General features: G+C 70.0%; 23 protein-coding genes. 20 read left to right on the top strand and 3 right to left on the bottom strand.

Going from position 1 to position 26,309, the window contains the following annotated elements; all coding sequences use genetic code 11:
• Window positions 1–123: 123 nt before the first annotated feature.
• From JI746_RS09435 to JI746_RS09415, 5 genes are all read left to right on the top strand, one after another.
• Window positions 124–2,079, top strand: coding sequence for an AI-2E family transporter (locus JI746_RS09435; protein WP_201688810.1), 1,956 nt, complete (start codon window positions 124–126; stop codon window positions 2,077–2,079).
• Window positions 2,080–2,445: 366 nt separating this feature from the next.
• Window positions 2,446–3,417 (top strand): hypothetical protein, encoded by a 972-nt coding sequence (locus tag JI746_RS09430; RefSeq protein ID WP_236599684.1) that lies wholly within the window; start codon window positions 2,446–2,448, stop codon window positions 3,415–3,417.
• A gap of 95 nt (window positions 3,418–3,512) precedes the next feature.
• On the top strand, window positions 3,513–4,856 hold the full coding sequence (locus tag JI746_RS09425; RefSeq protein WP_201688809.1) for an MFS transporter: 1,344 nt from the start codon (window positions 3,513–3,515) through the stop codon (window positions 4,854–4,856).
• Window positions 4,857–4,965: 109 nt separating this feature from the next.
• Complete coding sequence (locus JI746_RS09420; RefSeq protein WP_201688807.1) at window positions 4,966–6,018, top strand: alcohol dehydrogenase; 1,053 nt, start codon at window positions 4,966–4,968, stop codon at window positions 6,016–6,018.
• A 244-nt stretch (window positions 6,019–6,262) separates the two neighbouring features.
• Complete coding sequence (locus tag JI746_RS09415; RefSeq protein WP_201688805.1) at window positions 6,263–7,522, top strand: nitronate monooxygenase; 1,260 nt, start codon at window positions 6,263–6,265, stop codon at window positions 7,520–7,522.
• A gap of 30 nt (window positions 7,523–7,552) precedes the next feature.
• Here the strand turns inward: JI746_RS09415 and JI746_RS09410 are convergent, their stop codons facing one another.
• Complete coding sequence (locus tag JI746_RS09410; RefSeq protein WP_201688803.1) at window positions 7,553–8,452, bottom strand: LysR family transcriptional regulator; 900 nt, start codon at window positions 8,450–8,452, stop codon at window positions 7,553–7,555.
• A 113-nt stretch (window positions 8,453–8,565) separates the two neighbouring features.
• On the opposite strand from JI746_RS09410, the gene JI746_RS09405 reads away from it, so the two are divergent.
• The 5 genes from JI746_RS09405 to JI746_RS09385 all read left to right on the top strand — a co-directional run bounded on the left by JI746_RS09405 (window position 8,566) and on the right by JI746_RS09385 (window position 16,164).
• Window positions 8,566–9,549, top strand: a complete 984-nt coding sequence (locus JI746_RS09405) for a pyridoxamine 5'-phosphate oxidase family protein (RefSeq protein ID WP_201688801.1) — start codon at window positions 8,566–8,568, stop codon at window positions 9,547–9,549.
• 212 nt (window positions 9,550–9,761) lie between these two features.
• Window positions 9,762–12,068, top strand: coding sequence for a hypothetical protein (locus JI746_RS09400; protein WP_201688799.1), 2,307 nt, complete (start codon window positions 9,762–9,764; stop codon window positions 12,066–12,068).
• Window positions 12,069–12,083: 15 nt separating this feature from the next.
• Window positions 12,084–14,657 carry a cytochrome-c peroxidase gene (locus JI746_RS09395; RefSeq protein ID WP_201688797.1) on the top strand — a complete coding sequence of 858 codons (2,574 nt, stop codon included), beginning with the start codon at window positions 12,084–12,086 and terminating at the stop codon, window positions 14,655–14,657.
• An 11-nt stretch (window positions 14,658–14,668) separates the two neighbouring features.
• Entirely contained in the window at window positions 14,669–15,055 is a 387-nt protein-coding gene (locus tag JI746_RS09390; protein WP_201688795.1) for a surface-adhesin E family protein, read from the top strand.
• Between the two features lie 200 nt (window positions 15,056–15,255).
• Complete coding sequence (locus tag JI746_RS09385) at window positions 15,256–16,164, top strand: amino acid ABC transporter substrate-binding protein (RefSeq protein WP_201688793.1); 909 nt, start codon at window positions 15,256–15,258, stop codon at window positions 16,162–16,164.
• Here JI746_RS09385 and JI746_RS09380 read toward each other — a convergent pair.
• Entirely contained in the window at window positions 16,152–17,090 is a 939-nt protein-coding gene (locus tag JI746_RS09380) for a LysR family transcriptional regulator (RefSeq protein ID WP_201688792.1), read from the bottom strand. The two genes, JI746_RS09385 and JI746_RS09380, sit on opposite strands and share 13 nt — an antisense overlap.
• 134 nt (window positions 17,091–17,224) lie before the next feature.
• On the opposite strand from JI746_RS09380, the gene madL reads away from it, so the two are divergent.
• The 10 genes from madL (at window position 17,225) to JI746_RS09330 (ending at window position 25,535) form a co-directional block, all read left to right on the top strand.
• Window positions 17,225–17,641 carry a malonate transporter subunit MadL gene (gene madL / locus JI746_RS09375; RefSeq protein ID WP_201688791.1) on the top strand — a complete coding sequence of 139 codons (417 nt, stop codon included), beginning with the start codon at window positions 17,225–17,227 and terminating at the stop codon, window positions 17,639–17,641.
• Window positions 17,642–17,646: 5 nt separating this feature from the next.
• Window positions 17,647–18,411 carry a malonate transporter subunit MadM gene (madM, locus tag JI746_RS09370; RefSeq protein WP_201688790.1) on the top strand — a complete coding sequence of 255 codons (765 nt, stop codon included), beginning with the start codon at window positions 17,647–17,649 and terminating at the stop codon, window positions 18,409–18,411.
• A gap of 8 nt (window positions 18,412–18,419) precedes the next feature.
• Window positions 18,420–20,102, top strand: a complete 1,683-nt coding sequence (gene mdcA, locus JI746_RS09365) for a malonate decarboxylase subunit alpha (RefSeq protein WP_201688789.1) — start codon at window positions 18,420–18,422, stop codon at window positions 20,100–20,102.
• Between the two features lie 7 nt (window positions 20,103–20,109).
• Window positions 20,110–20,442: a malonate decarboxylase acyl carrier protein gene (gene mdcC, locus JI746_RS09360; protein WP_201688788.1), complete on the top strand. Its 333-nt coding sequence runs from the start codon at window positions 20,110–20,112 to the stop codon at window positions 20,440–20,442.
• The gene (locus JI746_RS09355) at window positions 20,439–21,356 is read left to right on the top strand and encodes a biotin-independent malonate decarboxylase subunit beta (protein ID WP_201688786.1); all 918 of its coding nucleotides are present in this window, start codon (window positions 20,439–20,441) and stop codon (window positions 21,354–21,356) included. The genes mdcC and JI746_RS09355 overlap by 4 nt, the downstream gene beginning before the upstream one ends.
• Window positions 21,357–21,365: 9 nt before the next feature.
• Window positions 21,366–22,070 (top strand): biotin-independent malonate decarboxylase subunit gamma, encoded by a 705-nt coding sequence (locus tag JI746_RS09350; RefSeq protein ID WP_201688785.1) that lies wholly within the window; start codon window positions 21,366–21,368, stop codon window positions 22,068–22,070.
• 5 nt (window positions 22,071–22,075) lie between these two features.
• Window positions 22,076–22,747, top strand: coding sequence for a malonate decarboxylase holo-[acyl-carrier-protein] synthase (gene mdcG / locus JI746_RS09345; protein WP_236599683.1), 672 nt, complete (start codon window positions 22,076–22,078; stop codon window positions 22,745–22,747).
• On the top strand, window positions 22,744–23,652 hold the full coding sequence (mdcB, locus tag JI746_RS09340) for a triphosphoribosyl-dephospho-CoA synthase MdcB (RefSeq protein WP_201688781.1): 909 nt from the start codon (window positions 22,744–22,746) through the stop codon (window positions 23,650–23,652). Before mdcG ends, mdcB begins: the two co-directional genes overlap by 4 nt.
• Window positions 23,649–24,557, top strand: coding sequence for an acyltransferase domain-containing protein (locus tag JI746_RS09335; RefSeq protein WP_201688779.1), 909 nt, complete (start codon window positions 23,649–23,651; stop codon window positions 24,555–24,557). The genes mdcB and JI746_RS09335 overlap by 4 nt, the downstream gene beginning before the upstream one ends.
• Before the next feature lie 63 nt (window positions 24,558–24,620).
• Window positions 24,621–25,535 (top strand): LysR substrate-binding domain-containing protein, encoded by a 915-nt coding sequence (locus JI746_RS09330; RefSeq protein WP_201688777.1) that lies wholly within the window; start codon window positions 24,621–24,623, stop codon window positions 25,533–25,535.
• Here JI746_RS09330 and JI746_RS09325 read toward each other — a convergent pair.
• Window positions 25,513–26,256 (bottom strand): sulfite exporter TauE/SafE family protein, encoded by a 744-nt coding sequence (locus JI746_RS09325; RefSeq protein WP_201688769.1) that lies wholly within the window; start codon window positions 26,254–26,256, stop codon window positions 25,513–25,515. The genes JI746_RS09330 and JI746_RS09325 overlap by 23 nt on opposite strands.
• Between the last annotated feature and the right edge of the window lie 53 nt (window positions 26,257–26,309).

Raw genomic sequence — 26,309 nt, 5'->3', positions numbered from 1 at the left:
CCAAGCGCAAGGCCGGGTTGATCAATCCTCAACTCTCAACTGCAGAAACAGCCCATTAGGAAACAAACCAGGGGGTCAGTTTTGGATGTCGCCAGGGGGTCAGATTCTGATGTCGCTTGACACATGGGTCGCGGTGGCCCCGTCAAAGGCGCCTCGCACACCATAATCGGTGAACGGGCCGCGATCGGCCGACCAGCGAGCAGCCCCATTTCCACAGCCCCCTCTTCAGGTGCGTCCCGGATCATCGCCGCGACATGCGTTCTTGCGCTCCTGTACGTCGGGCGCGAGATCCTTGCTCCCATTGCGCTGGCCAGCGTGCTGAGCCTGGTGCTTGCGCCGCTCAAGCGCAAGCTCGCGCGCGGCGGGATCGGCCAGGCGGCGGGAGCCGCCATATCCGTCCTGGTCGCCGCTGCCTGCCTCGCGCTGGCGGCGGTGTTCATCACCTCGCAGTTCATGGCGGTCGCCACCGATCTGCCGCGGTACAAGGAAGCGGTCCGGGCAAAGTTGCAACACGTCATGGACGTGACCATCCGCCCACTGGAGAGGATCCATTCGGAGATCGTGGCGGTCGTGCCGGAAACTCCCGCCTCGGCCGTTGCGCGCCCGCAGACGAAATCGGGTTCTCCCGCAGCCCGCACACCCGCACAACCGGAAGTGGTGCCGAAGCAGGAAAGCACGGCTGCACTGGTGTTCTCTTCGTTGTGGGGCCCCCTGTCGCAGACAGGCATCGTGCTGGTGCTGCTGGTCTTCATCCTGCTGGGCCACGAGACCCTCAGGGAACGGATGATCCGGCTTGCGGGGGAGGCGGAGGTCGGCAGGACCATGCAAGCCATCGAGGACGCAGCGCAAGGGGTCTCGCGCTTCTTCTTCTCGCAACTCGTGGTGAATGCCACCTTCGGCATCGTCCTGGGGTTCGCACTGTGGATGGTCGGCATTCCGCATGCCGCGCTGTGGGGCGCGCTCGGCGCCCTGGCCAGGTTCATCCCCTATGTCGGCGCGCTGGGCGCAGGTGCCGCGATCGCGGCCTTCGCCGCGGCGGTCGATCCCGGCTGGTCCCTGATGTTCTGGAGCATCGGCTGTTTCCTCGTCCTGGAAGTGGTGGCTGCCAATCTCGTGGAACCGCAGGTGTACGGACACAGCGCCGGGCTCGCGCCGCTGGGCGTGATCGTCTCTGCCCTTTTCTGGGGGGCGATGTGGGGCCCGCTGGGCTTGCTGCTCTCCACCCCGATGACGCTGTGCCTCGTGGTCGCGGGGCGGCACATCCGCGCGCTCGAGCCGATCACCGTCGTCTTCGGCGAGACCCCCGGCCTGACGGAAGGGTTGCGCCTCTACCAGCAAGCGTTGTCCGGCGAGCCGCAGAACATCATCGCGGCCGCGCGCCGCTATCTGCGACGCAGCAATTTCGCGCGCTATTGCGACCAGATCGTCCTGCCGGCGCTGGCCCTGGCCTCGGCCGACGCGAGGCAGGCGCGCATCGGAACGGAACAGCAGGAGAGGGTGCGCCTCACCATTCGCCAGGCGACGGAGGTGCTCGCCCGCAGCCCGCCGGTGAGTGACGCCAGCCGCCGGCGCCGCTCCACGTCGCTGCTCGACGCGGACGTCGGCGCCCACCTGGCGGAAGTCCGCGAGAAGCGCTTGCGCCTCTGGCCGGGGCCGGCGGCGGACCTGAATGCATCCCTGGTGATCTGCGTCGGGCTGGGCTCCGAAAGGGACGAGTTGATCGGTGGCTTGCTCGCGCAGTCGCTGCGCGACGAAGGGATCGAGTCGCGGAGCATCTCGATGGACGTCGGTGCGGACTACGGCGTGAGCGCGGCACTGGCATCGAACGTCCGCGGCACCTCCGGCCTGGTCTCGACGGTCGTGCTTGCGTATCCGCTCCAGGAAGACCACGAACTGTGGCAATCCGTCTCCCTCCGCGTCCGCGACTCGTTCCCGTATGCCATGGTCTTGACCGTGAGGCCGCCGTACGAGGAAGGACTGACGGACGAGATGCTGGTGCGAGGGCCCGTGGATCTGGTCGTCCGCTCCTTCTCGGAGGTCGTCGCATTCGTCCTGGCGGGCCGGGCGACGGCGCGGTAGAGCAGGCGGTTTCACTTTCTCGCGTGCCAGGAGTCGAGGCACCTCGGCGCCTTCCGGCTTCCATGTACCTGGGCGTGTCCAGCGTTTTGCTTAAGTAACAGTGAGCACCTAAGCATAAGGACCTCGCTGCGGCGCGCTGAAAGAACGAAGGTGCCGAAAGAGTGCCTCAAGGTGCCGAACCTTCGTGCCGGATCGTAGCCGGCACAACGCGTCGATGCCCATCCAGCCGCGAGGACCGACAGGCAGATCCCGTCGTGAGGGAAAGGCGCTATCACTTACATAGCGAGCACCGGTTGCGTACCGATGAGCTTGTCCAAGCCAAGAATGCGCGCCGGTGCCGATTCCGGCGCCCCTTCAGGAGACCCCATGACGTCCATTCAGACTGCCAACTGGCCTGCAGGCCCCCTTGTTCGGGGTGTGGGTACGCTCGTCGTCGCCCTGCTCGCGGTGCCGGCATTCGCCGCGTCCTCCTCCGGCTGCGAGGGCGGCGGCTTCACCGTCCTCGGCCGCAGCGGCTCCGTCGACGTGGAGATCCCGGGTGCGAGCGTCCCGGCCACGATCACGGTACGAGGCAAGTACGTCCGGTTCGACATCGATGCGGCCACTTTCGGCATCCGCAACTACGTGTTCGAGGCAACCACCAATCCCCTGGACATGACCAATGGGGTCGACACGCCGGTGTTCGCCAGCAAGGCGCCGAACCACCGCGGCCTCCGCCTCAATGGGGCGGTGGACCTGTCCCTGGACGAAGAAGTGCTGGAGATCGCGCGGGTGGGGCCGGGGCTTTCCATGAAGATCCAGGCCAAGGACTGCGCCACGGGCGGCGTCTTCCAGATGGAGCCCGAACGTGCGGACGGCACCGCCACGCGCATCGTGCACACGCTCGCGAGTGCAAGCCAGGGCCTGACCCCGTTCTACTTCGACAACCCGAGGTTCCGGGCCCGCGAAGGCGACATCGTGCCCTTCAAGGACACCACCATCGCCGTGCCGACGCGCATCAACATCGCCAACGACTTTTCGCCGCGCTTCGTCGCCCGCGACAGCGCGCAGGTCGCCACGCGCGTCAACGAGCCCGCCTGCTCCAAGACCTTCATCTCCCGCGTGAGCGGACCGCAGACGATCCAGCACTGTGGCAACCGCTCCATCTGGGACGTGGCCAGCGGAGGGCGCATGGGCTTCGTGTCGGGCGAGGATTCGGTCGAAGTAGCGCCGTCGCCGACGGTGTGCACGCACAAGTGCCAGGCGCAGAACCGGGTGCGCGGACGCTCGGTCGTGCTAGGCTTCCCGTTCCCGGTTCCGGAGGCATCGAGGCTGCCGCTGGCACCGCTGGCACCCTGATCGTCGATGTGCAGATCCGGGGCGGCCACCGGCGCGTGACGTGAAGGTGGCTCCCCCGGACCGCGGGCGGGAGAGGCCGGCAGGAGGGAAGCTGCATGATCGAGAAGCTCGCGCGGCGCCTGCCGTTCTTCTATGGCTGGGTGGTGGTCGGCGTCGTCTTCCTGACGATGGCGATCTGCGTGAACGCGCGCACGGCCTTCTCGCTGATCTTTCCCCCGATCATCGACGAGTTCGGCTGGGAGCGCGGCGTCACGGCCGGTGCGTTCTCGTTCGGCTTCGTCGTCTCCGCCGTCCTGAGCCCCTTGCTGGGCCGGTTGATGGATCGCCGCGGCCCGCGGGTCGTGATGGAGATCGGCATCGTCGCCACCGCCGCCGGCCTGCTGCTCGCGACGTTCACGCACGAGCCCTGGCATGTCTACGCCACGCTGGGCATGCTGGTCGGCGCGGGCACGACGTTCACCGGCTACACCGGCCAGGCGCTGTTCCTGCCGAACTGGTTCGTCCGGCGCCGTGGGCTCGCGATCAGTGTCGCCTTCGCCGGCGTCGGCTTCGGCTCGATCGTCATGCTGCCGGCGCTGCAGACTTTCGTGGAGCGAAACGGCTGGCGGGCAGGGTGCACGATGTTGGGCGTGACGGTACTCGTCGTGCTGGTGCCGCTGAACCTGCTGCTGCGGCGCGGCCCCGAGGAGATCGGCCTGGCCCCGGACGGCGACGGCGACACGCCCGCGGCCGCACGGGCGCGCCGGGTGAACGTGGTCGATCCTGCGTGGGCCGCCGTCGACTGGACGCTTGCGCGTGCGATGCGCACGGCGCGCTTCTGGTGGATCGCGGTGGCGTACTTCGCCGCGCTCTTCGCGTGGTACGCGGTGCAGGTGCACCAGACCAAGTACCTCACCGAGACCGGCTTCAGCGCCCAGCAGGCGGCCTGGGCGCTGGGCGCGGTGAGCCTGGCGGGCGTGCCGGGGCAGATCGCGCTGGGCTGGCTGTCCGACCGCATCGGCCGCGAAGTCGTGTGGGCGATCGGCAACCTCGGCTTCCTCGTGACGTATGCGGCGCTGCTCGCCTTGCCCGCGCACCCGGGGATGCCCATGCTGTACGTGATCGTGACCGCGCAGGGCGCGATCGGCTACGGACTCACGTCGGTGGTCGGCGCGATCCCGGCGGAGATCTTCGAGGGCAGGCACTACGGGCCGATCTTCGGCACGCTGATGCTCAGCGCACTGGCCGGCGGCGCCATGGGCCCGTGGTTCATGGGCTTCGTCCACGACCGCACCGGCACCTACACGCTCGCCTTCTGGTTCGCCATCGGCTGCACGCTGCTGTCGGCGTTTGCGGTCTGGCGCGCCGCACCCAGCGGGGTGCGCGTGGTGGCTGGGCGGGTGCGCGCGGCGCAGGCGGATCAGGCTCCAGGCACCGCGCATTCGACGGCGGACTCGTAGACGGTCCCGGCTTGCGGCCCGTTGCGCCGTCCTGCGCAGGCGGGATCACGGCTGCCTTGCGGCGCACCCGCCAACGGCGCACACTGCCCACTCTTGCCCGGAGGCACCGATGGAAAGCTGGGACATCGTGGAGTGGGGGCGAGGGCTGCAACACCGCGTGCGTGAAGCGCCCGTGCCGCGCGGCACCGAGGTGCTGGTTCGCGTCACCCACTGCGGCGTGTGCCACACGGACGTGCACGTCCAGGAGGGTTATTTCGAGCTCGGTGGAGGCCAGCGGATGTCGCTGGCGGTCCGTGGCTCCCCGCTCCCGCTCACGCCCGGCCACGAGATCGTCGGGGAGGTCGTGGCGGCGGGAGAGGAGGCGCATGGCGTGCGACCGGGGCAGCGCGTCCTGGTGAATCCGTGGACGGGCTGCGGCGAGTGCCCCTTGTGCCGCTCGGACCAGGACAACCTCTGCGCGAACAGCCGCTCGCTGGGCATCAGCCTGCAGGGCGGGTTCGCCTCCCACGTTCTTGTTCCCCGCCCCAAGTATCTGGTCGACATCACGGGGCTCGATCCGGCGCTGGCCGCTCCGCTGGCATGCTCGGGAGTCAGCACGTACCGCGCGGCAAGGAAGCTCCAGCCGATCGACCCTGGCGAGTGGGTGGCGGTCATCGGTTGTGGTGGTTTGGGACTGGCGGCGATCTCCGCCCTGCGGGCGCTCGGTCACGCGCGCATCCTGGCGTGCGACATCGATGAGCGCAAGACCGATGCGGCGGTCCAGTGGGGCGCGACGACGGCCTGCTCGATCAAGGCGGACGCAGCCGGAGAGATCGCATCGGCGGCTGGCGGGCCCCTTTATGCCATCATGGACTTTGTCGGGACCGACGCGACGATGGCACTCTCGCACGCCGCGCTGCGCAAGGGCGGGCGCTACGTCGTGTGCGGGCTTTTCGGTGGCGAGCTGAAGGTGTCCAGCACAGTGCTGGCTTTGCGAGAGTTGGCGGTGCAGGGATCGATCGTCGGCAGTCCGCAGGACCTGCGTGAGTTGGTGGCGCTTGCACAGGCGGGCACGCTCCGGCTTGGCAACGTGCAGCCAAGACCGATGACAGAGGCCCAGGATGCACTCGTGGATCTCGCGGCCGGACGTGTCATCGGTCGGCAAGTGCTGGTGGCGGGTTGAAGGCCGCTGGGTCATTCCGTTCCGCGCGGCTGCAGCGGTCAGGGTCCGGGGCGGACGTCCGGCCCGCAGGAATGAAGAGGCTCACCACGCGGGCGAACGAGGGGTGACAATATCCCTTGAACCAGGCCGCGCCGCCGCTTCGTCTCCGACCCGGGAAATCAGCCCACCGGGTCGTGCGAACCGGGCGGGTGGGGCTTCTTCGAACGACAGGACGCAGGTGCGGGTGTAGAGGACCTTCCAAGAGATGCAATGTGTTGATGATTTCCGCCTGAAACTGGGCAACCGGGACTATGTGCCGATCATGATCGGCGGCATGGGTGTCGACATCTCGTCTTCCGAGCTGGCGCTGGAGGCGGCGCGCCTGGGCGGGATCGGGCACATTTCCGATGCGATGGTCCACGATGTCTCCGACCGCAAGTTCGACACGACCTTCGTCAAGGACAAGACCAGGACCTACAAGTTCAACATCAACAACCTGAGCAAGGCCGTCGTCCAGTTCGACATGGACCGCCTGGCCGAAGCAACGAGCAATCACGTGCGCTCGACCATGGAGGCGAAGAAGGGCGACGGCCTGGTCTTCGTCAACTGCATGGAAAAGCTGACCATGAATGCACCGCGCGAAACCCTGCGCACGCGGCTCTCCGCGGCACTGGACGCCGGCATCGACGGCATCACCCTTTCGGCGGGGCTGCACCTGGGTTCCTTCGGCCTGATCGCCGACCATCCGCGCTTCCGTGATGCCAAGCTGGGCATCATCGTGTCGTCCGCGCGCGCCCTGCAATTGTTCCTGCGCAAGAACGCCAGGCTGGACCGCTTGCCTGACTACGTCATCGTCGAAGGTCCGCTGGCTGGCGGCCACCTCGGCTTCGGCATGGACTGGGCCGAGTACGACCTGCACACCATCATGGACGAGATCCATGCATTCCTGCGCGACGAGCAACTTGCCATTCCGGTGATCGCCGCGGGCGGGATATTCACCGGTACCGATGCCGTGGGCTTCCTGGAAAGGGGCGCAGGCGGCGTGCAGGTGGCCACGCGCTTCACCATCACGCACGAGTGTGGCTTGCCGGCGGATGTGAAGCAGGAGTATCTGAAGGCCACCGAAGACGACATCGTCGTCAATGGCATCTCGCCCACCGGCTACCCGATGCGCATGCTCAGGAACACTCCGGCGATCGGCTCCGGCATCCGGCCCGGTTGCGAATCGTATGGCTACCTGCTCGACGCGAACGGCAACTGCGCCTACATCGACGCCTACAACCGCGAAGTGCTGGCCCATCCCGACCAGAAGAGCGTCGTGGTGATGGACAAGACTTGCCTGTGCACGCACATGCGGAACTTCCATTGCTGGACCTGCGGCCACTACACGTACCGCCTCAAGGACACCACGCACAGGAAGGCCGACGGCACGTACCAGCTGCTCACGGCCGAACATGTGTTCAAGGACTACCAGTTCAGCGTCGACAACCGGATCGCGCTGCCGCCGCGCGAGGAAGGCAGCTGAGCGGCAAGCAACCGGCGGGCATCCGCGGGCTCACGCCCCAGGCGCCCGGAAGCGCGTCAGCTCCTCGCGCGCGAAGGCGATGAAGGCGCGGGTGCGCGCCGGCAGCAGCCGCGCGTGCGGATACACGATGCTGATCGGCCGCGGCGGCAGCTCGAACTCCCCCAGCACCAAGCGCAGCTTGCGTTGCGCCAGCAGCGGCTCCACCTGGTAGGAAAAGAACATGCCGAAACCGGCGCCCTCGGCACAGGCCTGGACCGCCGGCCACACGTGATTGAACTCCAGGCTGCCGTTCACCGGCACCTGGAAGACGCGGCCGTTCTCCTGGAAGTCGCCCCAGCCCGCCCGATGGCCGATGATGCGGATGCAGTCCATGCGTTGCAGGTCGCGGGGGTGCTGCGGGGTGCCCTGCGCCCGCAGCAGGGCCGGCGTCGCGACCACGACCCGCCGCACCTGGCCGAGCTGCTGCGCCACCAGGGAGGAGTCCTCCATCCGTCCGATCCGGATCCCCAGGTCCTGCCCTTCCTCCAGCAGATTCACCACCCGGTCCAGCAGGAGCAGCGTGCAGCGCAGGTCGGCGTGGCGGCGCACGAAGCGCGTGACCAAGGGCGCGACGTACATCTGCCCGAAGAGCACCGGCGCGGTGATGTGCAGCCGGCCGGTCGGATGGTCCGCGCCCGCGCTCAACGCCGCTTCCGCTTCCTGCAGTGCGGCCAGGAGATGGCGCGAGCGCTCCAAGTGCGCGCGCCCTTCGTCCGTGAGCGAGATGCGCCGCGTGGTGCGGTGGAACAGGCGCACGCCCAGTTCGCGTTCGTAGGCGGCGAGGGCGCGCACCACCGCCGGCAGCGAGGACCCGAGGGTCCGCGCCGCCCCCGTCAGGCTGCCGGCGTCTGCGATTTCCACGAAGGTCTGCATCGCGCGGAACTTGTCCATCGGCGCATTATTGCTGCGCCTACAGGAGGAGTGAACTGCGTCCGGAGCCATTTATTGCCGATCCGGCAGCAATCAAGATGGCGGCCAGACGGAAGCTTCCAGGAGGACAGACGATGACCACCCCCCGCCCCGCGCCAGCCGATCACCGTGTACCGCAAGGCCATGCCGGTGGGGCTGCAGGCATCAAGGCCGACAGGGATGCGGACAGCGTCTGGCACGCCGGCGAGCGCGCGTTGCAGCGGGCCGCCGGGGTCGCCGAGCAGCTTGCCGCGTTCGGCCCCCGGGTGATGCGCGACTCCATGCCGGACCAGCACCGCGCGTTCTTCGCGGAGCTGCCGCTGCTCTTCACGGGCACGCTCGACGGCGCGGGGCAGCCCTGGGCATCGCTGCTGGCCGGCGCTCCCGGCTTCATCGCTGCGCCGACGCCACGCTTGCTGGCGGTGCACGCGCGGCCGCTGCCCGGCGACCCCGCGGCGACCCACTGGCGCCAAGGTGCCCCGGTGGGGCTGCTCGGGCTGCAGGCGCACACCGGCCGGCGCAACCGCATGAGCGGGTGGGTCGAGTCATGGCGCGACGGCATCGCCGTGCGCGTCGGACAGAGCTTCGGCAACTGCCCCAAGTACATCCACCCGCGCGAAGCCGTCCACGACCCCGCGCGCGCCGGCGAGGTGCGCGTCCATCGTGGCGCCGGGCTGGACGCTGCGGCCAGCCGCCTGGTGGCGGGCGCCGATACCTTCTTCATCGCCAGTGCGCACCCGCTGGCGGCCAGCACGCAAAAGCCTTCGGAGGGGGTGGACGTCTCGCATCGGGGCGGGAGGCCCGGCTTCGTGCGCGTGCACGGCGACCGCCTGGTCATCCCCGACTACGCCGGCAACACCTTCTTCAACACGCTCGGGAACCTGCAACTGGAGCCACGCTGCGGGCTCTTGTTCATCGAGCCTTCCAGCGGCACGCGGCTGCACCTGGCCTGCACGGCGCGGCTGCGCACCCAAGCGCCCGACCCGGTGGAATGGCCAGGCGCCCTGCGCCTGCTGGACCTGGAGGTGCGCGAAGCCGTGCGGATCGAGGGCGGGCTTCCCCTGCGCTGGAAGGCGTGAAGCGGCCCCCATTCCCGGGGAGCATTCCCCGTCCCCGGGCAGGAATCCCCCCCGACATCGGGGATGGACCATCCCCTGAAGGTGCATGTTCTCCCTCCCCTTTGGTTCTGGTGTGGTAGGCACTTTGGTTCTATTCGCGAATGACAACGTACTAAGGCAGGCACGCGAAATGCAACTTAGGTATGCGTTTGTCTTTTCCACGGAGGTGAACCATGCAACATCGACACGAGTGGTCGATCGCGGGCTGCGCGAGGAGGTGGGGCGTCGCGGCGGGGGTGTGCATCACGCTGGCGGCAGGGCCGGTGCAACAGGCGAGGGCCCAGGCGGACCCCTTCCTTGCGCCGGTGATCCCGGCGGTGCCGATGGTGCCCTCCCAGTTCGACATCACGGGCTTCATCCAGGAGGCCACGCTCGATACGACGGGCGCAATCTGCCAGCCGGCCTCGCCCCGGCTGGCCGGCGGAACGGTGACCGTCAACGGCCACAGGATCATCATTCCCTGCAACACCATCCTGCAGATGCCCGCCTTCACGCTCACGTGGGCGGACCTGTTCCAGCGCGATAACCCGCTGGTGCCGGCGGACATCGCGCCGGCCGGCCAGACCGGGCTGGCGCTCAACGACCGGATCGCGCCCGTTCCCGGTGCCACGGTGCCGGCCACGCAGCCCGGCCTGCTGACCGCCGCCACGCCGCAGACGCCGTACAACGGCGCGCTGCCCTCGTACGAGATCCACGTCGTCGGCAACATCGTCAGCCAGCGCTACATCGCCGGCCTGGTCTTCCTCTCGCAGCAGCAGTTGAATGCGGGCCAGGGCGTGATCAGTTGCATCGACTATGCCACCGGCGAGTTGCAGGTGGGCGGCACGCCGACGGATCCGACCGTGGCGCCCTTCGGCTGCCCGATGCCGCCGCCGCCCGGCGTGACGCGCGTGCGGATCAACGATGCGATCGGCCGCTACGGCAAGGCGCATGCGGCGATCGGCGGCTGCGGCGGCCGGGCCGACTGCGTGGAGGAGGCCGGCTTCGATCCGCGCTTCACGCCGGACACGGACAACCCCACGATCCACGCGTCCACCGGCTTCCCGATGTGCATCCCGCGGGTCAACCCGTTCGATGCCGGCCACGTGGATCCCGAGTGCCCGCAGTCCAACCGGCCGATCGCGCCGAACTGCAGGAGCTTCCCCGCCGAGACCGGCATCACGCCGTTCCCGGCACCGAGCACGGGCTACTGCATGACGTACATGATGGACGCGCCCGGCACGCCCGCGCCGTCCGGCGTGACGTGCCCGGGACCGGACCCGCGTTGCCCCACCGACCCGAACAAGCAGGTCCCGTTCGAGATCGGTGACAACATCACCTTCAACGGCACGCTCAAGACCGACGGCGCCGGTGTCTACGTGTCCGCGCACACGATAGGCGCCAACCTCGGCATCTACACCTTCCCGAACACGCCGCCCGCGTACACCTTCGTCGAGACGCTGCTGGCGGGCACCGACCAGCGCCCGGTCGCGGGGCTGGCGCAGGAGGCCACCGGCCGGGTGCTGTTCGTCGGCTTCACCACCGACGTGTTCAACCTGGTCGACCTCTTCGCGCTGGACCAGGACCCGCTCTCCGGCGCGGTGAGCGAACGCCTGCTCGGCACGCAGACCGCGTTCTCGAGCCCGCTGCTCGGTCGCTTCCGCACGCCGGTGAACAACAACGGCGCCTTCCTGCCGCCCACGCGCAACTACCGCGCCGTCAGCCGCACGATGTGCGCCGCCACGTCGGGGCCGTCCGTGCCGTGCATGCCCGCCAACCGCGACGCCACGTCGCGCGCCAACGGCCTCGTCGCCGGCCAGTACCTGCTGCCCAACTTCGAGTTCATCTTCGCGGAGAACCTGGTGTTCGGCGACCCGCTGGTCCCCAACAACTTCCAGGACCTGCCCTTCCTGTTCTGCGGCTCCGGTCCCGTCGACGGTCCCGGCTCCGGCACGCCGGTGGTGGGCCAGCTCGACCCGGCGCCGTGGGCCGCGCCGATGGACGACCCGATCTTCCACTCCACCCTGTGCCCCGGCGCGCCCGCCGTCAGCGCCGGCCGCGTGTTCCCGCCCGTGGTAGGTGCGCCCGACGTCCTCAACATCGTCGCCGCCGCCTGGGACAACCGCGCCAACAAGGGCAAGGTGAACCTGGTGGTGACTTCCTCCGCGACGCCGGCGCCGCGCGGCATGTTCATGCAGGCCACGCTGGTGAACGACACGCTGCCCGCCGGCACCCCCGGCAGCACCGCCAACCCGATCACGTCCGAGATGGTCCTGACGGGCAACTCGCCGGCGGCTGCGGGGGTGTGTCCCACCAACGATCCCTGCTGGCAGCTGATCGCCCCCGGCTTCATCGTGAACCCGGCCGGCAACGGCAGCGGCGTCGCCACGCTGGTGCCGCCCACCACGATCAGCGTCCGCTCCAGCCTGGGCGGCACCGCGACGACTGCCGCGATCGCCATCAAGCCCTGCCTGCCGAGCCGGCGCCTCGTCTGCCCCTGATCCAGGAGGACGACCATGAACAACCTGCTGCTGGCCGGCCGCGGGGCCGGCCCCCTCGCCCCTGCGCACCCTGGATCCAGGGTGCGCCCCTGGCAACGTGCCCTGGCGCTGCTGCTGGCGGCCACGCTCGCCTGCGGGCCCGCCGTGGCGCGCGGGCCGGGCCGCCCCGGCATCGCCGACCTGGTGGAAGTACCGGACGTGCTGCCGCCCGGCGCCACCGCGCCCAACCTCGCCCCGGCGCTCGATCCGCGCCAGGCGCTGCCGGGCAACCCCACCGTACCGGGCCTGACGGTCGACGCGGTGGGCAACCAGCCGGTGACCGTGTCGGTCGACGCGGTCCTCGGCGGCCCCACGAAGATGGTGCTGGGCCAGCCGGTCACGTCGGAGTCCGGTGACCTGATGGTGCCCCTGCACGGCGTGGCGCCGGTCGCGATGGTGAACGGCCAGCCCGCCACGCCGGGCGTGAACGCCCAGATCGGCTCGGTCGAACTGGTGCCGCCGCTGGTGTCGCTGAAGGCCGTGCCGGTTCCCCCCACGCCCGGCATCGAGGTCTTCGTGCGCAACAAGGCGGCGGCGATCGCGCTGGGCAAGGCCTTCTTCTGGGACGCGAAGGTCGGCAGCGACGGCGACGCCTGCGCGAGCTGCCACTTCGCTGCCGGCGCCGACAGCCGCCTGCGCAACCAGGTCAACCCGGGCCAGCGCGGGGGCGACAACGTCTTCGCCAGGACGGCCACCGGTGCCGGAGGCCCGAACGCCTGGCTGACGCCACCGGACTTCCCCACCTTCCGGCTGCAGAACCCGCTGGACCGCAACTCGCGCGTGCTGTTCGAGACCAACGACGTGGTCGCGTCGCAGGGCACCTTCTCCGGCACCTTCCTCTCGAGTGCCGCGGGCGACGAGAAATGCGCCGACCGGCCGGTGGACGAGTTCAGCGTGCATGGCGCGAACACGCGGCGGGTGGAGCCGCGCAACACGCCGACGGTGATCAACGCCGCCTACAACCACCGCAACTTCTGGGACGGACGGGCGAACAACGTCTTCAACGGGGTCAACCCGTTCGGCGACCGCGACGCCAACGCCCGCCTGCTGCAGCTGCAGGCGAACGGCACGGCCGTGCCGGTGCGCGTGCATCTCGAGAACGCCAGCCTGGCCTCGCAGGCCACGGGCCCGGCCCTGAGCGATTTCGAGATGTCCTGCGGCAGCAAGACCTTCCAGCAGCTCGGACGCAAGCTGATCCCGCTGCGGGCCCTGTCGACGCAGAAGGTGCACGCGGAAGACTCCGTGCTCGGTGCCATGCGGCATCCCTCCGGCCTCGGCCTCGACCGCACCTACCAGGCGATGATCCAGGCGGCCTTCCAGCCGGCGTGGTGGAGCGCGCGCGGCACCTTCGGCGGCTACACGCAGATGGAGTCGAACTTCTCGCTGTTCTGGGGGCTTGCCGTCATGCTGTACGAGGCCACGCTGGTCTCCGACGAGGCGCCCATCGATCGCTTCGTCGGCTGGCCCGGCAGTCCTCCCGACCCCCACGCCCTGACGGCGCAGGAGACGCGCGGGCTCGCCATCTTCCGCGGCAGCAAGGCGATGTGCTCGGAGTGCCACCGTGGCGCGGAGTTCACCTCCGCGGCTTCGCGGCTGCAACCCACGGCGGGCGAGAGCAACGTGCTGGAGCAGATGTTCGTCGGCGGCAGCATCGGCCTGTACGACAGCGGCTTCTACAACATCGGCGTGCGGCCGGCCGCGGAGGACGTGGGCGTGGGCGGGTCCGACCCGTTCGGCAACCCGCTGTCCTTCTCGCGCGAGTGGCTGGCGCACCTGGGCGGCAAGGCGCCGGCCGATGCGTTCGCGGTGAATCCCTGCCTGTTCGCCATCAAGAGCGACTACCGCGAGTGCTGGACGCCGCCGACGCCCGGCATGAGCCGGGTGGGGGTGGACGGCGCCTTCAAGACGCCGTCGCTGCGCAACGTGGCGCTCACGCAGCCGTACTTCCACAACGGCAGCCGCTTCACGCTGGAGCAGGTGGTCGAGTTCTACAACCGCGGCGGCGACCGCCGGGGGCCGGACGGCAACGACACTTCGGGCCTGCCCGCGAGTGCCGCGCCCGACGGCGGCCGGTCCAACGCGCATCCGGCGATCCACCCGCTGGGACTCACCGCAGCCGAGAAGGCGGACCTCGTCGCCTTCCTGCGCAACGCCCTGACCGACCGGCGCGTGGCCTGCCAGAAGGCGCCGTTCGACCACCCCGGCCTGCGCGTGACCAACGGGCAACTCGGCGACGACACCTTGCTGTTCACCGCCAAGGGCAGCAGCAAGGGCATCGACGTCCTGGTGGAACTGCCGGCGGTGGGGGCGAAAGGACTGGTGGCGGGCGCGTGCATGGTCAGCGACGTGGGCACCTCGTTCGAAGCGCACGCGCCGCGCGTGGTGCAGATCCCGCAGGGACTCGTGCAGTTGCCGCCGGGCGAGGTCGTGCTGCAGGCCGGTGTGGTGTTCATGCCGCCGGGGCAGGCGAAGCAGAAGGGCATCCACGTGCCCAACGGCGTGGGGGCCAATGTCCCGACGAACCAGATCACCCTGGATCCGACTCCCTGAGGAGAGCTGCGATGAAGAAGCCTGTCCTGGCGCTGTGCTGCGCCACCATGAGTTGTGCCGCGATGGCGTCCTGGGTGCGGGTGGCCGAGGACCCGGAAGCCATCGCCTACTACGACCCCGCGAGCGTGGAGCACACGGCGCACGTGGCCACCTTGTGGGAGCTGCGCGATTTCCGGCGGGCCGCCACCAGCGCCAGCGACCGCGTCTTTCGTTCGGCAAAGAGCCAGACCCAGTACGACTGCGCCGCCGAGCGCGGGCGGGTGATCGTGCAACAGCCCTTCGAAGGGCAGATGGGCGAAGGCCGCGCGCTCGATGCCCCCCGCATCGACGGCGACTGGGAAGCCATCGATCCCGGCTCGGCGCGCGCCGCGGTGCTGGCGCAGGTGTGCGGCAAGTAGGAGCCTGCGCGGCAGGAGCCGGGTTTCCCCCCCTCTCCCTCGGGCGCGCGCGCCGGGGAGAGGGGCGGGACGAGGGCACGCGCCGGCACCTTCGGCGGGCATTCATCGCCCGTGCTGCACCCATCCACCGTTGCGCTTAGACTCAGGGTTTTCCCGGAGTCTCGCTCCGGGCCGATTCTTCCGTCCCCTCCGCAGTACCCATGCCCCCGTTTCGCCTTCTCTCGCTGCCGCTGGCCGCGTGCGCCTCGTTCGTCTTCGCTTCCTCCTCCCATGCGCAGGTGCCTGCCGATACGCTGGCGCGCATCAAGGAAACCCGGGCGATCACGCTGGGCGTGCGCGAAGCCGCACGCCCGTTCTCGTTCCTCAACGAGCAGAAGCAACCCGTGGGCTACTCGGTCGACCTGTGCCTCGCCGTCGTCGATGAGATCAAGCGCACGCTCAAGCTGCCCGATCTGGCGGTGAGCTACAAGGTCGTCTCGGGCGCCGAACGCATCCCGAAGCTCGAGACCGGCGAGATCGACCTCGAATGCGGTTCCACCACGAACACCAAGGCCCGCCAGGAGAAGGTCGCCTTCAGCTACACCGTCTTCGTTGCGGGCATCCGCGTGCTCGTCCCCAAGGGCACGAAGGTCGAATCGGTGAAGGACCTCGGCGGCCTGCCGGTGGCGCTGAGCAAGGGCACCACCTCCGAAAAGCTCTTCACGCAGCTCAATGTGAGCGAGGTGAAGATGCAGCTGACGACCTTCGCGAGCAACGTGGAGGCGTACCAGGCGCTCAAGGAGGGCAAGGTGCGCGCCTTCCCGCAGGACGATTCCCTGCTGCTGGGCCTGGCGTCGCACGACAACGCGCTCGACCGGCTGGACTTGAGCAGCGTGGTGCTGTCGGTCGAACCGTACGCGATCATGATGCGCAAGGGCGACACCGCGCTGGGCGCCGTGGTGGACCGCACGCTGTCGCGGCTCTACGCGGGCGGCGAGATCAACACGATCTACCGCAAGTGGTTCACGACCGAGCGCATGAACCTCCAGATGAGCCGCCTGACGCGGGACAGCTTCACCCGCCCGAACAAGGAAGCGGGCGTGGCGATGCTCCTGGGCTACTCGCTCTGATGCATGGTCGGCGGCACGATGCCGGCCGCCGCCTCGCCTTCGATCATCTCCACCAGCGCCGACGCCGCGGCCGACAGCTCGGAGCGCCGCCGCATGGCCAGCAGCAGCACGCGCTCGGTCGCCACGCCCTCCAGCCGCACCTGCACGAGTCCTAGCGCGTCGGCGTAGACCGCCGCTGCCGCCTGCGGCAGGATCGCCAGCCCCAGCCCCGCCGCCACCATGCGGCACATGCCGTCGAAGCTGCGCACCTGCACGCGGATGCGCGGCGTGCGCTGCACGGCGTCGGCGGCGGCCATCACCTTGCGGGTGAGCGACGCGCTCCGCGCCAGCGTGACGAGGTCGTGGTCGAACGCCTTCTCCACGCCCACCTGGGCCGCCCCGGCGAGGCCATGGCCTTCGGGCACCAGCAGGACCAGGCGGTCGACGTTGCAGACGACTGTCTCCAGGCCCTCGCACGGCACGTTGTCGCCGATGACGGCGAGCTCCATCAAGCCCTTCTGCACCGCACGGATGCCGTCTTCGCTGAGTGCGTCCTCGAGGTCGATGGTGACCCTGGGATAACGCTGCGCGTAGCCGGCGAGGACGCGGGGCAGGAAGCCGCCGACCGCGGAAGGATTGGCACACAGCCGCAGGTGCCCCGAGGCGCCCGACTGGAAATCGTCGACGGCCTGCGCCAGCTGCTCGAGGCGGGCGATGACCTCGATCGCGTGCCGGTGCAGGGTCTGGCCGTCGGAGGTTGCCGTGACGCCGCGTTGCGTGCGCTGGAGGAGCGCGACTCCGCAGTGCTGCTCCAGCTCCGCGATGCGCTTGCTGGCCGCCGCCAGCGACGTGCCGAAGCGCTCCGCGCCCGCGGTGAGGCTGCCGGCATCGACCACCGCCACGAACAGGCGCAGCGAGACCAGGTCGAAGCGGCTCAGGTTGATCACGTCCCCACGCTCCTCAATGGATGCTGAAGGCTGCCTCAATGGAAGGCGAATGGCGCACGGCGGCCGCCTCTTCGAAGATGCGGGCACGGCAACTCCATGCGCAAGTGGAGCCCGCTTCTCGGAGACGACCGCAAATGATCATATATGGCACGGCCCTGCTGGCAACCTGCCACCTCCTGGGCATTTTCCTGGGCGACCTGCTCGGGCAGGCGCTGGGCGTCAAGACGAACGTCGGCGGGGTCGGCATCGCGATGCTGCTGCTGATTGCCGCCCGCCTGTTCATGCAGAGGCGGGAGATCCTGCCGAAGCTCACGGAACTGGGCGTCGAATACTGGGGCGCGCTCTACATCCCCGTGGTGGTGGCGATGGCCGCGCAGCAGGACATGGTCGCCGCGCTGCGCGGCGGCCCGGTGGCGGTGCTGTCCGCCGTCACCGCCGTGGCCGTGTGCGCCGGCGTGATCTCCGCGATCAACCGGTCGGAGCGCCGCGAAGAAGACCCGGCGCCGGTCCCGGTGCTGCACGACAACCCCTTGCTCGCCGAAGCGGAGTGACCGCCATGCTCGACATCCTCGAAAAAGCAGCCCTGCACAACGGCCTCGTCGCGGCCTTCGCCCTGGTCGGCGTGATCGTCCTCCTCTCCGGCCAGATCTCGCGCCGCCTGACCTTCGGCCGCGTGCACGGATCGGCGATCGCCATCGTGATCGGCCTGGCACTCGCGTACTGGGGTGGCAAGGTCTCCGGCGGCCACAAGGGCCTGGCCGACCTGTCGCTGTTCGGCGGCATCGGCCTGATGGGCGGCGCGATGCTGCGGGACTTCGCCATCGTCGCGACGGCCTTCGAAGTGCAGGCCACCGAGGCGCGCAAGGCCGGCCTGGTCGGGGCGGTGTCGCTGCTGCTCGGTACCGTGCTGCCCTTCATCGTCGGTGCCTGCGTGGCGCGCGCCTTCGGGTATTCGGACGCGGTCAGCATGACCACCATCGGCGCCGGTGCCGTCACCTACATCGTGGGCCCGGTCACGGGCGCGGCCATCGGCGCCAGCCCGGACGTGATGGCGCTCAGCATCGCCACCGGACTGGTCAAGGCGATCATCGTGATGGTGGGCACGCCGATCGCGGCGCGCTTCCTGGTGCTGCGCACGCCGCGTTCCGCGATGGTGTTCGGCGGCCTGGCAGGCACGGTCAGCGGCGTATCGGCCGGCCTGGCCGCCACCGATCGCAAGCTGGTGCCGTACGGCGCGCTGGTCGCCACCTTCCACACCGGGCTCGGTTGCCTCATGGGCCCCTCCGTCCTGTTCTTCGCCACCAAGGCGCTCATCGCCTGAAGACCACCATGGACCGTCTGAACTGGAACACCAAGGCCATCGACCGGGCGGACCGGCTGGCCCGCGCCGCGCACGCGCTCGGCCCGCGCCTGGCCGGCAAGGTCGTCGCGACCGACGCCATCGTGCAACTGCTGGAAGCGACGCTGCAGCCCGGCGACCGCGTCTGCCTGGAAGGCAACAACCAGAAGCAGGCCGACTTCCTGGCGCGCTCGCTCACGCAGGTGGACCCGCAGCGGGTCCATGACCTGCACATGGTGCAGTCGGTGCTGGCGCTGCCCGAGCACCTCGACCTCTTCGAAGCCGGGATCGCCAGCCGGCTGGACTTCAGCTTCTCGGGCCCGCAAGGTGCGCGGCTGGCCAAGCTGGTGGCCGCCCGCCGCATCGAGATCGGCGCGATCCACACCTACCTCGAACTCTTCGCCCGCTACTTCGTCGACCTCACGCCCAGGATCGCGCTGGTCGCGGCGCAGGCTGCCGATGCGCAGGGCAACCTCTATACCGGGCCGAACACCGAGGACACCCCGGCCATCGTCGAGGCGACGGCGTTCTCGGGCGGCATCGTGATCGCGCAGGTCAACGAGCTGGTCGACGGCGCGACGACCACGCTGCCGCGCATCGACATCCCGGCCGACTGGGTGAGCTTCGTCGTCAAGGCGCCGCGGCCGCACTTCATCGAGCCGCTGTTCACGCGCGACCCGGCCCAGATCAGCGAGATCCAGGTGCTGATGGCGATGATGGCGATCAAGGGCGTGTATGCCGAGTACGGCGTGCAGCGCCTCAATCACGGCATCGGCTTCGACACGGCGGCCATCGAGCTGCTGCTGCCCACCTACGGCGAGTCGCTGGGCCTGCGGGGCAAGATCTGCCGCCACTGGGCGCTGAACCCGCATCCGGCGCTGATCCCGGCGATCGAGGCGGGCTGGGTGGAGTCGATCCACTCCTTCGGCTCGGAGCTGGGCATGGAGGACTACATCCGCGCGCGCTCCGACGTGTTCTTCACCGGCGCCGACGGCAGCCTGCGCAGCAACCGCGCCTTCAGCCAGGCGGCCGGCCACTACGCCTGCGACCTGTTCATCGGCTCGACGCTGCAGATGGACCTGCAGGCCAACAGCTCCACCGCCACGCTGGGGCGCATCACCGGTTTCGGCGGCGCACCCAACATGGGCGCGGATGCCCGCGGCCGCCGCCACGCGAGCCCCGCCTGGCTCAAGGCCGGGCGCGAGGCCCGCAGCGGGCGCACCGGAGCGGCCGGCACGCCGCGCGGCCAGAAGCTCGTGGTGCAGATGGTGGAGACCTTCCGCGAGCACATGCAGCCCGCCTTCGTGGAGCGGCTCGACGCGTGGACCCTGCAGGAGCAGGCCGGCATGGCGCTGCCGCCGATCATGATCTACGGCGAGGACGTCACGCACGTCCTCACCGAGGAAGGCATCGCCAACCTGCTGCTGGTGCGCACCGACGAGGAGCGCGAGCAGGCGGTGCGCGGCGTCGCGGGCTACACCCCGGTGGGCCTGGCGCGCGACCGGCGCATGGTGGAGAACCTGCGCGACCGCGGCGTCATCCGCCGGCCCGAGGACCTGGGCATCGACACGCGCGACGCCACCCGCAACCTGCTCGCCGCGCGCTCGATGCGCGATCTCGTCGACGCATCGGGTGGCATGTACCGCCCGCCCGCACGCTTTCGCAACTGGTAGGCATCCCATGAGCAACATGACACCCGGCATCGAACGCCTGGACTACGAACTGGTCGGCCGCCACGCGCCCGGCGCCTTCGCGCCCATCCTGGTGGGCGTGGTCGGTTCCGGCAACCTCGAAGTGCTGCTGGAACCGGGCACCGGCGGCAGCTGCCGCTTCCATGTGGAGACCTCGGCACGCGGCTTCGGTGCGATCTGGGAGGCGGTGATCCAGGACTTCCACCAGCGGCACGCGCTCGCCGGCGTGCAGGTCTCCATCCACGACATGGGCGCGACGCCCGCGGTGGTCAGCCTGCGGCTGGCGCAGGCGGCCGCCGAACTGCCCGGAGGACAGCCATGAAGAACAGCGGCGCAAGACGCATCAGCTACGCGGAGTGCAGCGCGCGCGAACGGCTCGGCCACGTGCTGGACGCCGGCAGCTTCCACGAGTGGCTGCCGCCTTCGAAGCGGGTCACGAGTCCGCACCTGGCGCAGCTGGGCGTGCCGACCTCCTTCGACGATGGCGTCGCCATCGGCCGCGCCCGGCTGCAGGAGCGCGAGGTGTTCGTGGCCGCGCAGGAGGGCGCCTTCATGGGGGGCGGCGTGGGCGAGGTGCATGGCGCCAAGCTGGTCGGGGTGCTGCGGCGGGCCCTGCGCGATCGACCGCAGGCGGTGCTGCTGCTGGCCGAGTCCGGCGGCGTGCGCCTGCACGAGGCGAACGCCGGCCTGATCGCCGTCTCCGAGGTCATGCGCGCCGTGCTCGACGTGCGGGCTGCCGGCATTCCCGTCGTCACGCTGATCGGCGGCGCCAACGGGTGTTTCGGCGGCATGGGCATCGTGGCGCGCTGCACCGACCGCATCGTGATGAGCGACATCGGCCGGCTGGCCATGTCCGGGCCGGAGGTGATCGAGGCCTCGCACGGCGTCGAGGAGTTCGACGCGCGCGATCGCGCCCTGGTGTGGCGCACCACGGGCGGCAAGCACCGCTTCCTCACCGGGGACTGCGATGCGCTGGTGGAGGACGACGTGCGGGCCTTCCGCGCCGCGGCGATCCAGGCGGTCACCCGCGCGGCCACCTCGCGCCCGCTGACGCTGGACTCCCTCGAACAGGAGCACGCCGGCCTGGCGGCGCGGCTGGTGGCGGCCGGCAGCGGCGCCGAGGCGCTGGCGCTGTGGGCCCAGCTCGGTGTGCCGGACGCTGCCCGCATCCCCGAACTCGGCGCCGCCGCTGTGCGCGGCCTGCGTCCGTCTGCATCCGCGGCCCTGGCCGCCTGAGGAGTGAGCATGGAATGGAAGGATCTTGCGCAGGCCCTCTTCGGAGAGGGCCACCGCATTCGGCAGGTGGGCGAGCTCCTGGCCGGCGAAGCGGCATTCGGGAGCGACGGTGAGCCGATCGCGGTGGTGGGCACCACGGGCCATGCGCCCATCGGCGTGCAGCTCGCACTGGCCCAGGCGCGGGTGGTGCTGGACACGATCGCCAGGCATCCGCGCCGCCCCATCCTCCTGCTGATCGATACGCAGGGGCAGCAACTGCGCCGGCAGGACGAGATGCTGGGCATCAACCGCGCCATGGCGCACCTGGGCTGCTGCATCGACCTGGCGCGGCGGCGCGGCCACGCCGTGGTGGGGCTCGTCTACGACCAGGCCTTGTCCGGCGGCTTCCTCACCTCGGGCCTGATGGCCGACGCGTGCTACGCGCTGCCGGAAACGGAGATCCGCGTGATGCGCATTCCCGCGATGGCGCGCATCACGAAGCTGCCGGAAGAGATGCTCACGGAGCTCTCGAAGTCCAATCCCGTGTTCGCGCCGGGCGTGGCGAACTACGTGGCCATGGGCGGGGTGCGTTCGCTGTGGCAAGGCGAGCTGCGGGCGTGCCTTGCCGCGGCGCTCGCCGATCTTCCCGCCGGCGACGAGCGCGCCCGCGACGGTGCGCAGCGCGGGGGCCGCTGCCTGGCGCAGGCGGTCATCGACCAGGTGCTCGCAGCGTGACGGCCATGACGGCCCTGCTGCGCCGGCACCAACTGGTCTGGCTCTCCTGCGCCGGATGGCAGCACCTTCGCGGCGGGGAGCACGCGCCGGAGGTCGCCGCATGCCTGGCGCACTGGTGCGAGCAGCGCCTTCCCCTGGTGGTCGGACGCCAGGAAGCGGGCCGCGAGGATCTCGCGCTGGGGCTGGCGGCGCCCATTGCCTGGGGCCGCCGCAAGATCGCCTTGCGCGTGCCGCGCAGTGCCGTCCTGTACCACGACCGGTTCCCGCGGGCTGGCGAAGTCTCGCGGCTGCTGCCCCTGGCACTGCGCGCGCGCTGGAGCGCCTTGCAGCGCCAATGCGAGGCCATCGACGTCCACGCGCGGGTGCATGGGAGCTTCGGCTGGCAGGCCGTCACGCGCCTGCGCTACCTGATGCCCGCTTCGGACATCGACCTGCTGCTGCAGGTGCCCGGCGTCGAAGCAGCCGACGCCGTGGCAAGCCGGCTCGCTGCCTTCGAGTGGGCCGGACCGCGCATCGACGGCGAACTGATTTTCCCCGATGGCAGCGCCGTCGCCTGGCGCGAATGGCTGCAGTGGCGCAGTGGGAACGTGCAGCGCGTCATGGTCAAGCGCCTGTACGGCGTGGGCCTGGAGCAGGGGCTGGACTGGCTGGAGCGCCAGCCGGCCGTGACGGCATGAACGCCGCCGTCCGGGTCGCGATCCATGGCCTGCCGGCTGCGGCAAGGGTGCCGCTGCACGAGACGGTCCGCGGCATCGGTCGGCTGGCCACGCTCGCCCTCTACCACGAGCTCTCGCTCGCGCCCAAGCCGGGCCTCGTTTCCTTCGTGGACAACGGCAGCCACGAGGACATGGATGCAGCCACCTTCATGCGCAGCCTGTTCGGCCTGCGCAGCTACTTTCCCGCCATTGCGCAGGCCGGTGCGGAAGGCGCTTCCTTCCCGGAGCTCGAGCGCCTGGGGCGCGAGGCCGAGGAGCGCATGCTGGCGGCGACGGGCGGCATCAACACGCACCGGGGCGCCATCTTCGCCCTGGGGCTGCTGTGCGCGGCGACGGGGCGGCTGGCGGCGCGCGCCGCGGTGCTGGAGCCGGAAGCGGTACGGGCCTGCCTGGACGAAGAGTGGGGTGACGCACTGCGGGCGCGCGCCGCACGGGCGGCCGCCGCACCCGCGGCCAGCAAAGGCCAGCGCGCTGCGCGGGCGCACGGGCTGCGCAGCGCCGGCGATGAAGCGGCCGCAGGGTTCCCGGTCCTCTTTTCCACCACGCTGCCCGCAATGCGCGCCGCGCGGTCGGCGGGCGCTTGCGGCACTGCGGCCCTCGTGCAGGGCCTCTTCGCGACCCTGGCCACGCTGGACGACACGAACCTCGTGCACCGCGGCGGGATCGAGGGGCTGCGCTTCGCGCAGGCGCAGGCGCAGGACTTCCTGGCCGCCGGCGGCGTTCTTCGCCGGGGCTGGCGCACGTCCGCCCAGGAAGTGCATGGTCGATTCGTGGCGCGCCGGCTGTCCCCGGGCGGCGCGGCCGACGTGATCGCCTGCGCGTGGTGGGCGGAGCAGCTGGGCACCCTGGCCTCGCATCGCGCATGAGTTACGCCGTCGTCTTCTCGGGGCAGGGAACGCAGCATCCCGGGATGCTGCCGTGGCTGGAGGATGCGGCCGAGGCCCGCCCCGTGCTCGCCGCGCTCGAAGACTGCATGGGGCAGGACTGGCGCACCTTGCTGGCGGCCGATGCGTGTCGAGCCAGCAATGCGCTGGCGCAGCCGCTGATCGTCGGCACCGCACTCGCTGCCTGGTCGGCGTTGCGGCCCCTGCTGGGGCAAGCGCCGGAAGTGGTGGCGGGCTACAGCGTGGGCGAAGTGGCCGCCTTCGCCGCTGCGGGGGTGTACACGCCCCCTGCGGCCCTGGACCTGGCCCGACGTCGCGCGCGCTTGATGGACGCGGCGGTGCAGGGCCACGACACAGGACTTGTGGCGATCAGCGGGATCCACGAGGCGGAGGTACTTTCCGCTGCCCCCGGCGTGGAGTGCGCGATCCGCATCGATCCGGACCACGGCATCTTCGGCGGGGACCGCAAGGCGCTGGCCGCCGTGCGAGAGGCTCTCCAGCACAGGGCGCAGTTCAAGCCGATCTGCGTGGCACTGGCTTCGCATACCTCCTGGATGCGCAGCGCAGCGGAAGCGTTCCTCCCGGTGGTGCAGGGCGCCGGGCTGCGCCCGCCGGAGTCGCCGCTCGCATTGAACGCAACGGGCACGACGAGCCGCCAAGTGCCGGTGCTTGTCACGGCCCTGGCCGCGCAGCTCGGGCAGACCGTGGAGTGGGGAGCCTGCATGGCCGCGATCGCGGAGCGCAGGCCGGCCTGCGTGATCGAGATCGGCGGCGGCAACGCGCTGGCGCGGATGTGGGCCGCCCGGTACCCGGAGGTGCCCGTCCGTTCACTGGACGAGTTCCGCAGCGCCGAGGGCGCAGCGGCATGGGTCCTCCGGCAGGGTTGAAACCGCAGGAGGGCCAGGCGTCCATCGCGCCTAAGCTACGGGGCTCATCCCCAGGCTGATTGCATGCGCTACGACCTCACCGACCTGCAGCTCTTCGTCAACGTGATCGACGTCGGGACGATCAGCGGAGGCGCCAAGGCGACCTTCCTGACGCCTGCCTCCGCCAGCGAGCGCATCAAGGGACTGGAGGACGCGCTGGGTGGGCCCTTGATGGTGCGAGGAAAGAAGGGTGTCTCCCTGACCGACGCCGGCACGGCCGTCCTGCGCCACGCCCGGGCCATCCTGCAGCAGATGCAGCAGATGGAGGGAGAGCTCCAGGACTTCGGGGGTGGGGCCCAAGCCCGCGTCCGCATCCTGTGCAACACCTCTGCGGTGAGCGAGCACCTTCCACGCCTGGTCGCCAGCTTCCTCGGGAACCATCGGGCCATCTCCATCGACCTGGAGGAGAGATCCAGCCAGGAGATTGCCGACGCCATCCGGGACGGGATCTGCGATCTCGGCGTCCTCTCCGACGCGGCCGACACCGCCGGCCTGGAATGCCATCCGTTCCGCCCCGACCCGCTGGTGCTCGTCGTGCCCGAAGGCCACGCTCTGTCGGGCCGCCGAACCCTTTCGCTCGCCGAGCTGTCGGAGACCGAGTTCGTGGCGCTCGGGGAGGACAGCGCCTTGCAGCAGCTGGTGACGCGCCAGATCAAAAGGTCCGGCCGGCGATTCACCTATCGGGTGCGGGTGCGCAGCCTGGAGAACGTGTGCGCCGTGGTCGGCCAGGGGATCGGTGTGGGAATCGTACCCGCAGCCGTCGCCCGGCGGGCGCGTCGCAGCGCGGGCATCCGCGCCGTCAGGCTGCTCGATGCGTGGGCGCAGCGATCGCTCATGGTCTGCACGCGCAGGAGGGAGGAACTGCCTGCCCACGTCGAGAAGATGCTGGCCTTCCTGCTGCGCCAGAAGGCGGGCGTCATAGCAGCTCCTTCGTCATGAGCGCTGCACCGAGGACCCCGAAGACGACGAAGAGCATGACGCGAAACGCTCCACCGGAAATGCGTTCGCGCATCCTCACCCCCACGCCCATGCCGGCGAAGGCGCATGCGAGTGCCACTGCCCCCTCCAGGCTGGACAGCGCATTCCATGACGTGCTCCAGCCCAGGGAAACACCCAGGGCGACGGTGCACACCGTGAACGAGAGGCCCAGCGCCTGCACCATCCTTTCCTTCCCCAACGCCAGCATCTGGATGAACATCACCATCGGCACGATGAAGACCCCCGTGGCGGCGGTCAGTGCACCCGTGACATAGCCCACGAGCAGTGCGACCCAAAGGAGCGTGCGCTGACGCAGTTGCAGCGTGATGGAGGGACGCAGGAGTCCGTAGGCCGCGTACGCGAGGAGCAGCCCTCCCAGGCCGAGGCGCACCGTCGCCGCGCCGCTGGCCAGGGAGGGCAGGGGTGCCAGGAGGACGCCGCCGAAGGTCCCCAGCCACATCGGCCAGAGCATGGCCGCGATCCCGCGGAAATGCCGGCCCAGGCATTGCAGCACGTTCGTGAGCAAGGACGGCATGACCAGGAGCGCAGCGGCGCTGGCAGGCGGCATGAACAGGCCCAGCAAACCCATCGAGACGGTGGGCAGCCCCATTCCGGAGATGCCTTTCGTGGCGCCGGCGGCGAAGAACGTTGCCGAGACGCCGGCCAACAACAGGATGTCCATGCGGCGAGTCTGTGCGGCCGGCAAGCTTCTGTCGCGTCGGATCTTCCGTAGCC

The sequence above is a fragment of the Ramlibacter alkalitolerans genome, from assembly GCF_016722765.1.
Classification (GTDB): Bacteria; Pseudomonadota; Gammaproteobacteria; order Burkholderiales; family Burkholderiaceae_C; genus Ramlibacter; species Ramlibacter alkalitolerans.
Note: the sequence above shows the minus strand (reverse complement) of the source record. Positions and strands in the feature narration are given on the sequence as shown.

Bases quoted from the DNA above. Each gene is read 5' to 3' on its own strand.
- mdcC (WP_201688788.1), top strand. From the start codon at position 20,110: ATGAGCAACATGACACCCGGCATCGAACGCCTGGACTACGAACTGGTC.
- JI746_RS09395 (WP_201688797.1), top strand. From the start codon at position 12,084: ATGAACAACCTGCTGCTGGCCGGCCGCGGGGCCGGCCCCCTCGCCCCT.
- madL (WP_201688791.1), top strand. From the start codon at position 17,225: ATGATCATATATGGCACGGCCCTGCTGGCAACCTGCCACCTCCTGGGC.
- JI746_RS09350 (WP_201688785.1), top strand. From the start codon at position 21,366: ATGGAATGGAAGGATCTTGCGCAGGCCCTCTTCGGAGAGGGCCACCGC.
- JI746_RS09420 (WP_201688807.1), top strand. From the start codon at position 4,966: ATGGAAAGCTGGGACATCGTGGAGTGGGGGCGAGGGCTGCAACACCGC.
- JI746_RS09355 (WP_201688786.1), top strand. From the start codon at position 20,439: ATGAAGAACAGCGGCGCAAGACGCATCAGCTACGCGGAGTGCAGCGCG.
- JI746_RS09400 (WP_201688799.1), top strand. From the start codon at position 9,762: ATGCAACATCGACACGAGTGGTCGATCGCGGGCTGCGCGAGGAGGTGG.
- JI746_RS09405 (WP_201688801.1), top strand. From the start codon at position 8,566: ATGACCACCCCCCGCCCCGCGCCAGCCGATCACCGTGTACCGCAAGGC.
- JI746_RS09325 (WP_201688769.1), bottom strand. From the start codon at position 26,256: ATGGACATCCTGTTGTTGGCCGGCGTCTCGGCAACGTTCTTCGCCGCC.
- JI746_RS09430 (WP_236599684.1), top strand. From the start codon at position 2,446: ATGACGTCCATTCAGACTGCCAACTGGCCTGCAGGCCCCCTTGTTCGG.
- JI746_RS09435 (WP_201688810.1), top strand. From the start codon at position 124: ATGGGTCGCGGTGGCCCCGTCAAAGGCGCCTCGCACACCATAATCGGT.
- JI746_RS09410 (WP_201688803.1), bottom strand. From the start codon at position 8,452: ATGGACAAGTTCCGCGCGATGCAGACCTTCGTGGAAATCGCAGACGCC.
- JI746_RS09330 (WP_201688777.1), top strand. From the start codon at position 24,621: ATGCGCTACGACCTCACCGACCTGCAGCTCTTCGTCAACGTGATCGAC.
- mdcG (WP_236599683.1), top strand. From the start codon at position 22,076: ATGACGGCCCTGCTGCGCCGGCACCAACTGGTCTGGCTCTCCTGCGCC.
- JI746_RS09425 (WP_201688809.1), top strand. From the start codon at position 3,513: ATGATCGAGAAGCTCGCGCGGCGCCTGCCGTTCTTCTATGGCTGGGTG.
- mdcB (WP_201688781.1), top strand. From the start codon at position 22,744: ATGAACGCCGCCGTCCGGGTCGCGATCCATGGCCTGCCGGCTGCGGCA.
- mdcA (WP_201688789.1), top strand. From the start codon at position 18,420: ATGGACCGTCTGAACTGGAACACCAAGGCCATCGACCGGGCGGACCGG.
- JI746_RS09390 (WP_201688795.1), top strand. From the start codon at position 14,669: ATGAAGAAGCCTGTCCTGGCGCTGTGCTGCGCCACCATGAGTTGTGCC.
- JI746_RS09415 (WP_201688805.1), top strand. From the start codon at position 6,263: ATGCAATGTGTTGATGATTTCCGCCTGAAACTGGGCAACCGGGACTAT.
- JI746_RS09385 (WP_201688793.1), top strand. From the start codon at position 15,256: ATGCCCCCGTTTCGCCTTCTCTCGCTGCCGCTGGCCGCGTGCGCCTCG.
- madM (WP_201688790.1), top strand. From the start codon at position 17,647: ATGCTCGACATCCTCGAAAAAGCAGCCCTGCACAACGGCCTCGTCGCG.
- JI746_RS09335 (WP_201688779.1), top strand. From the start codon at position 23,649: ATGAGTTACGCCGTCGTCTTCTCGGGGCAGGGAACGCAGCATCCCGGG.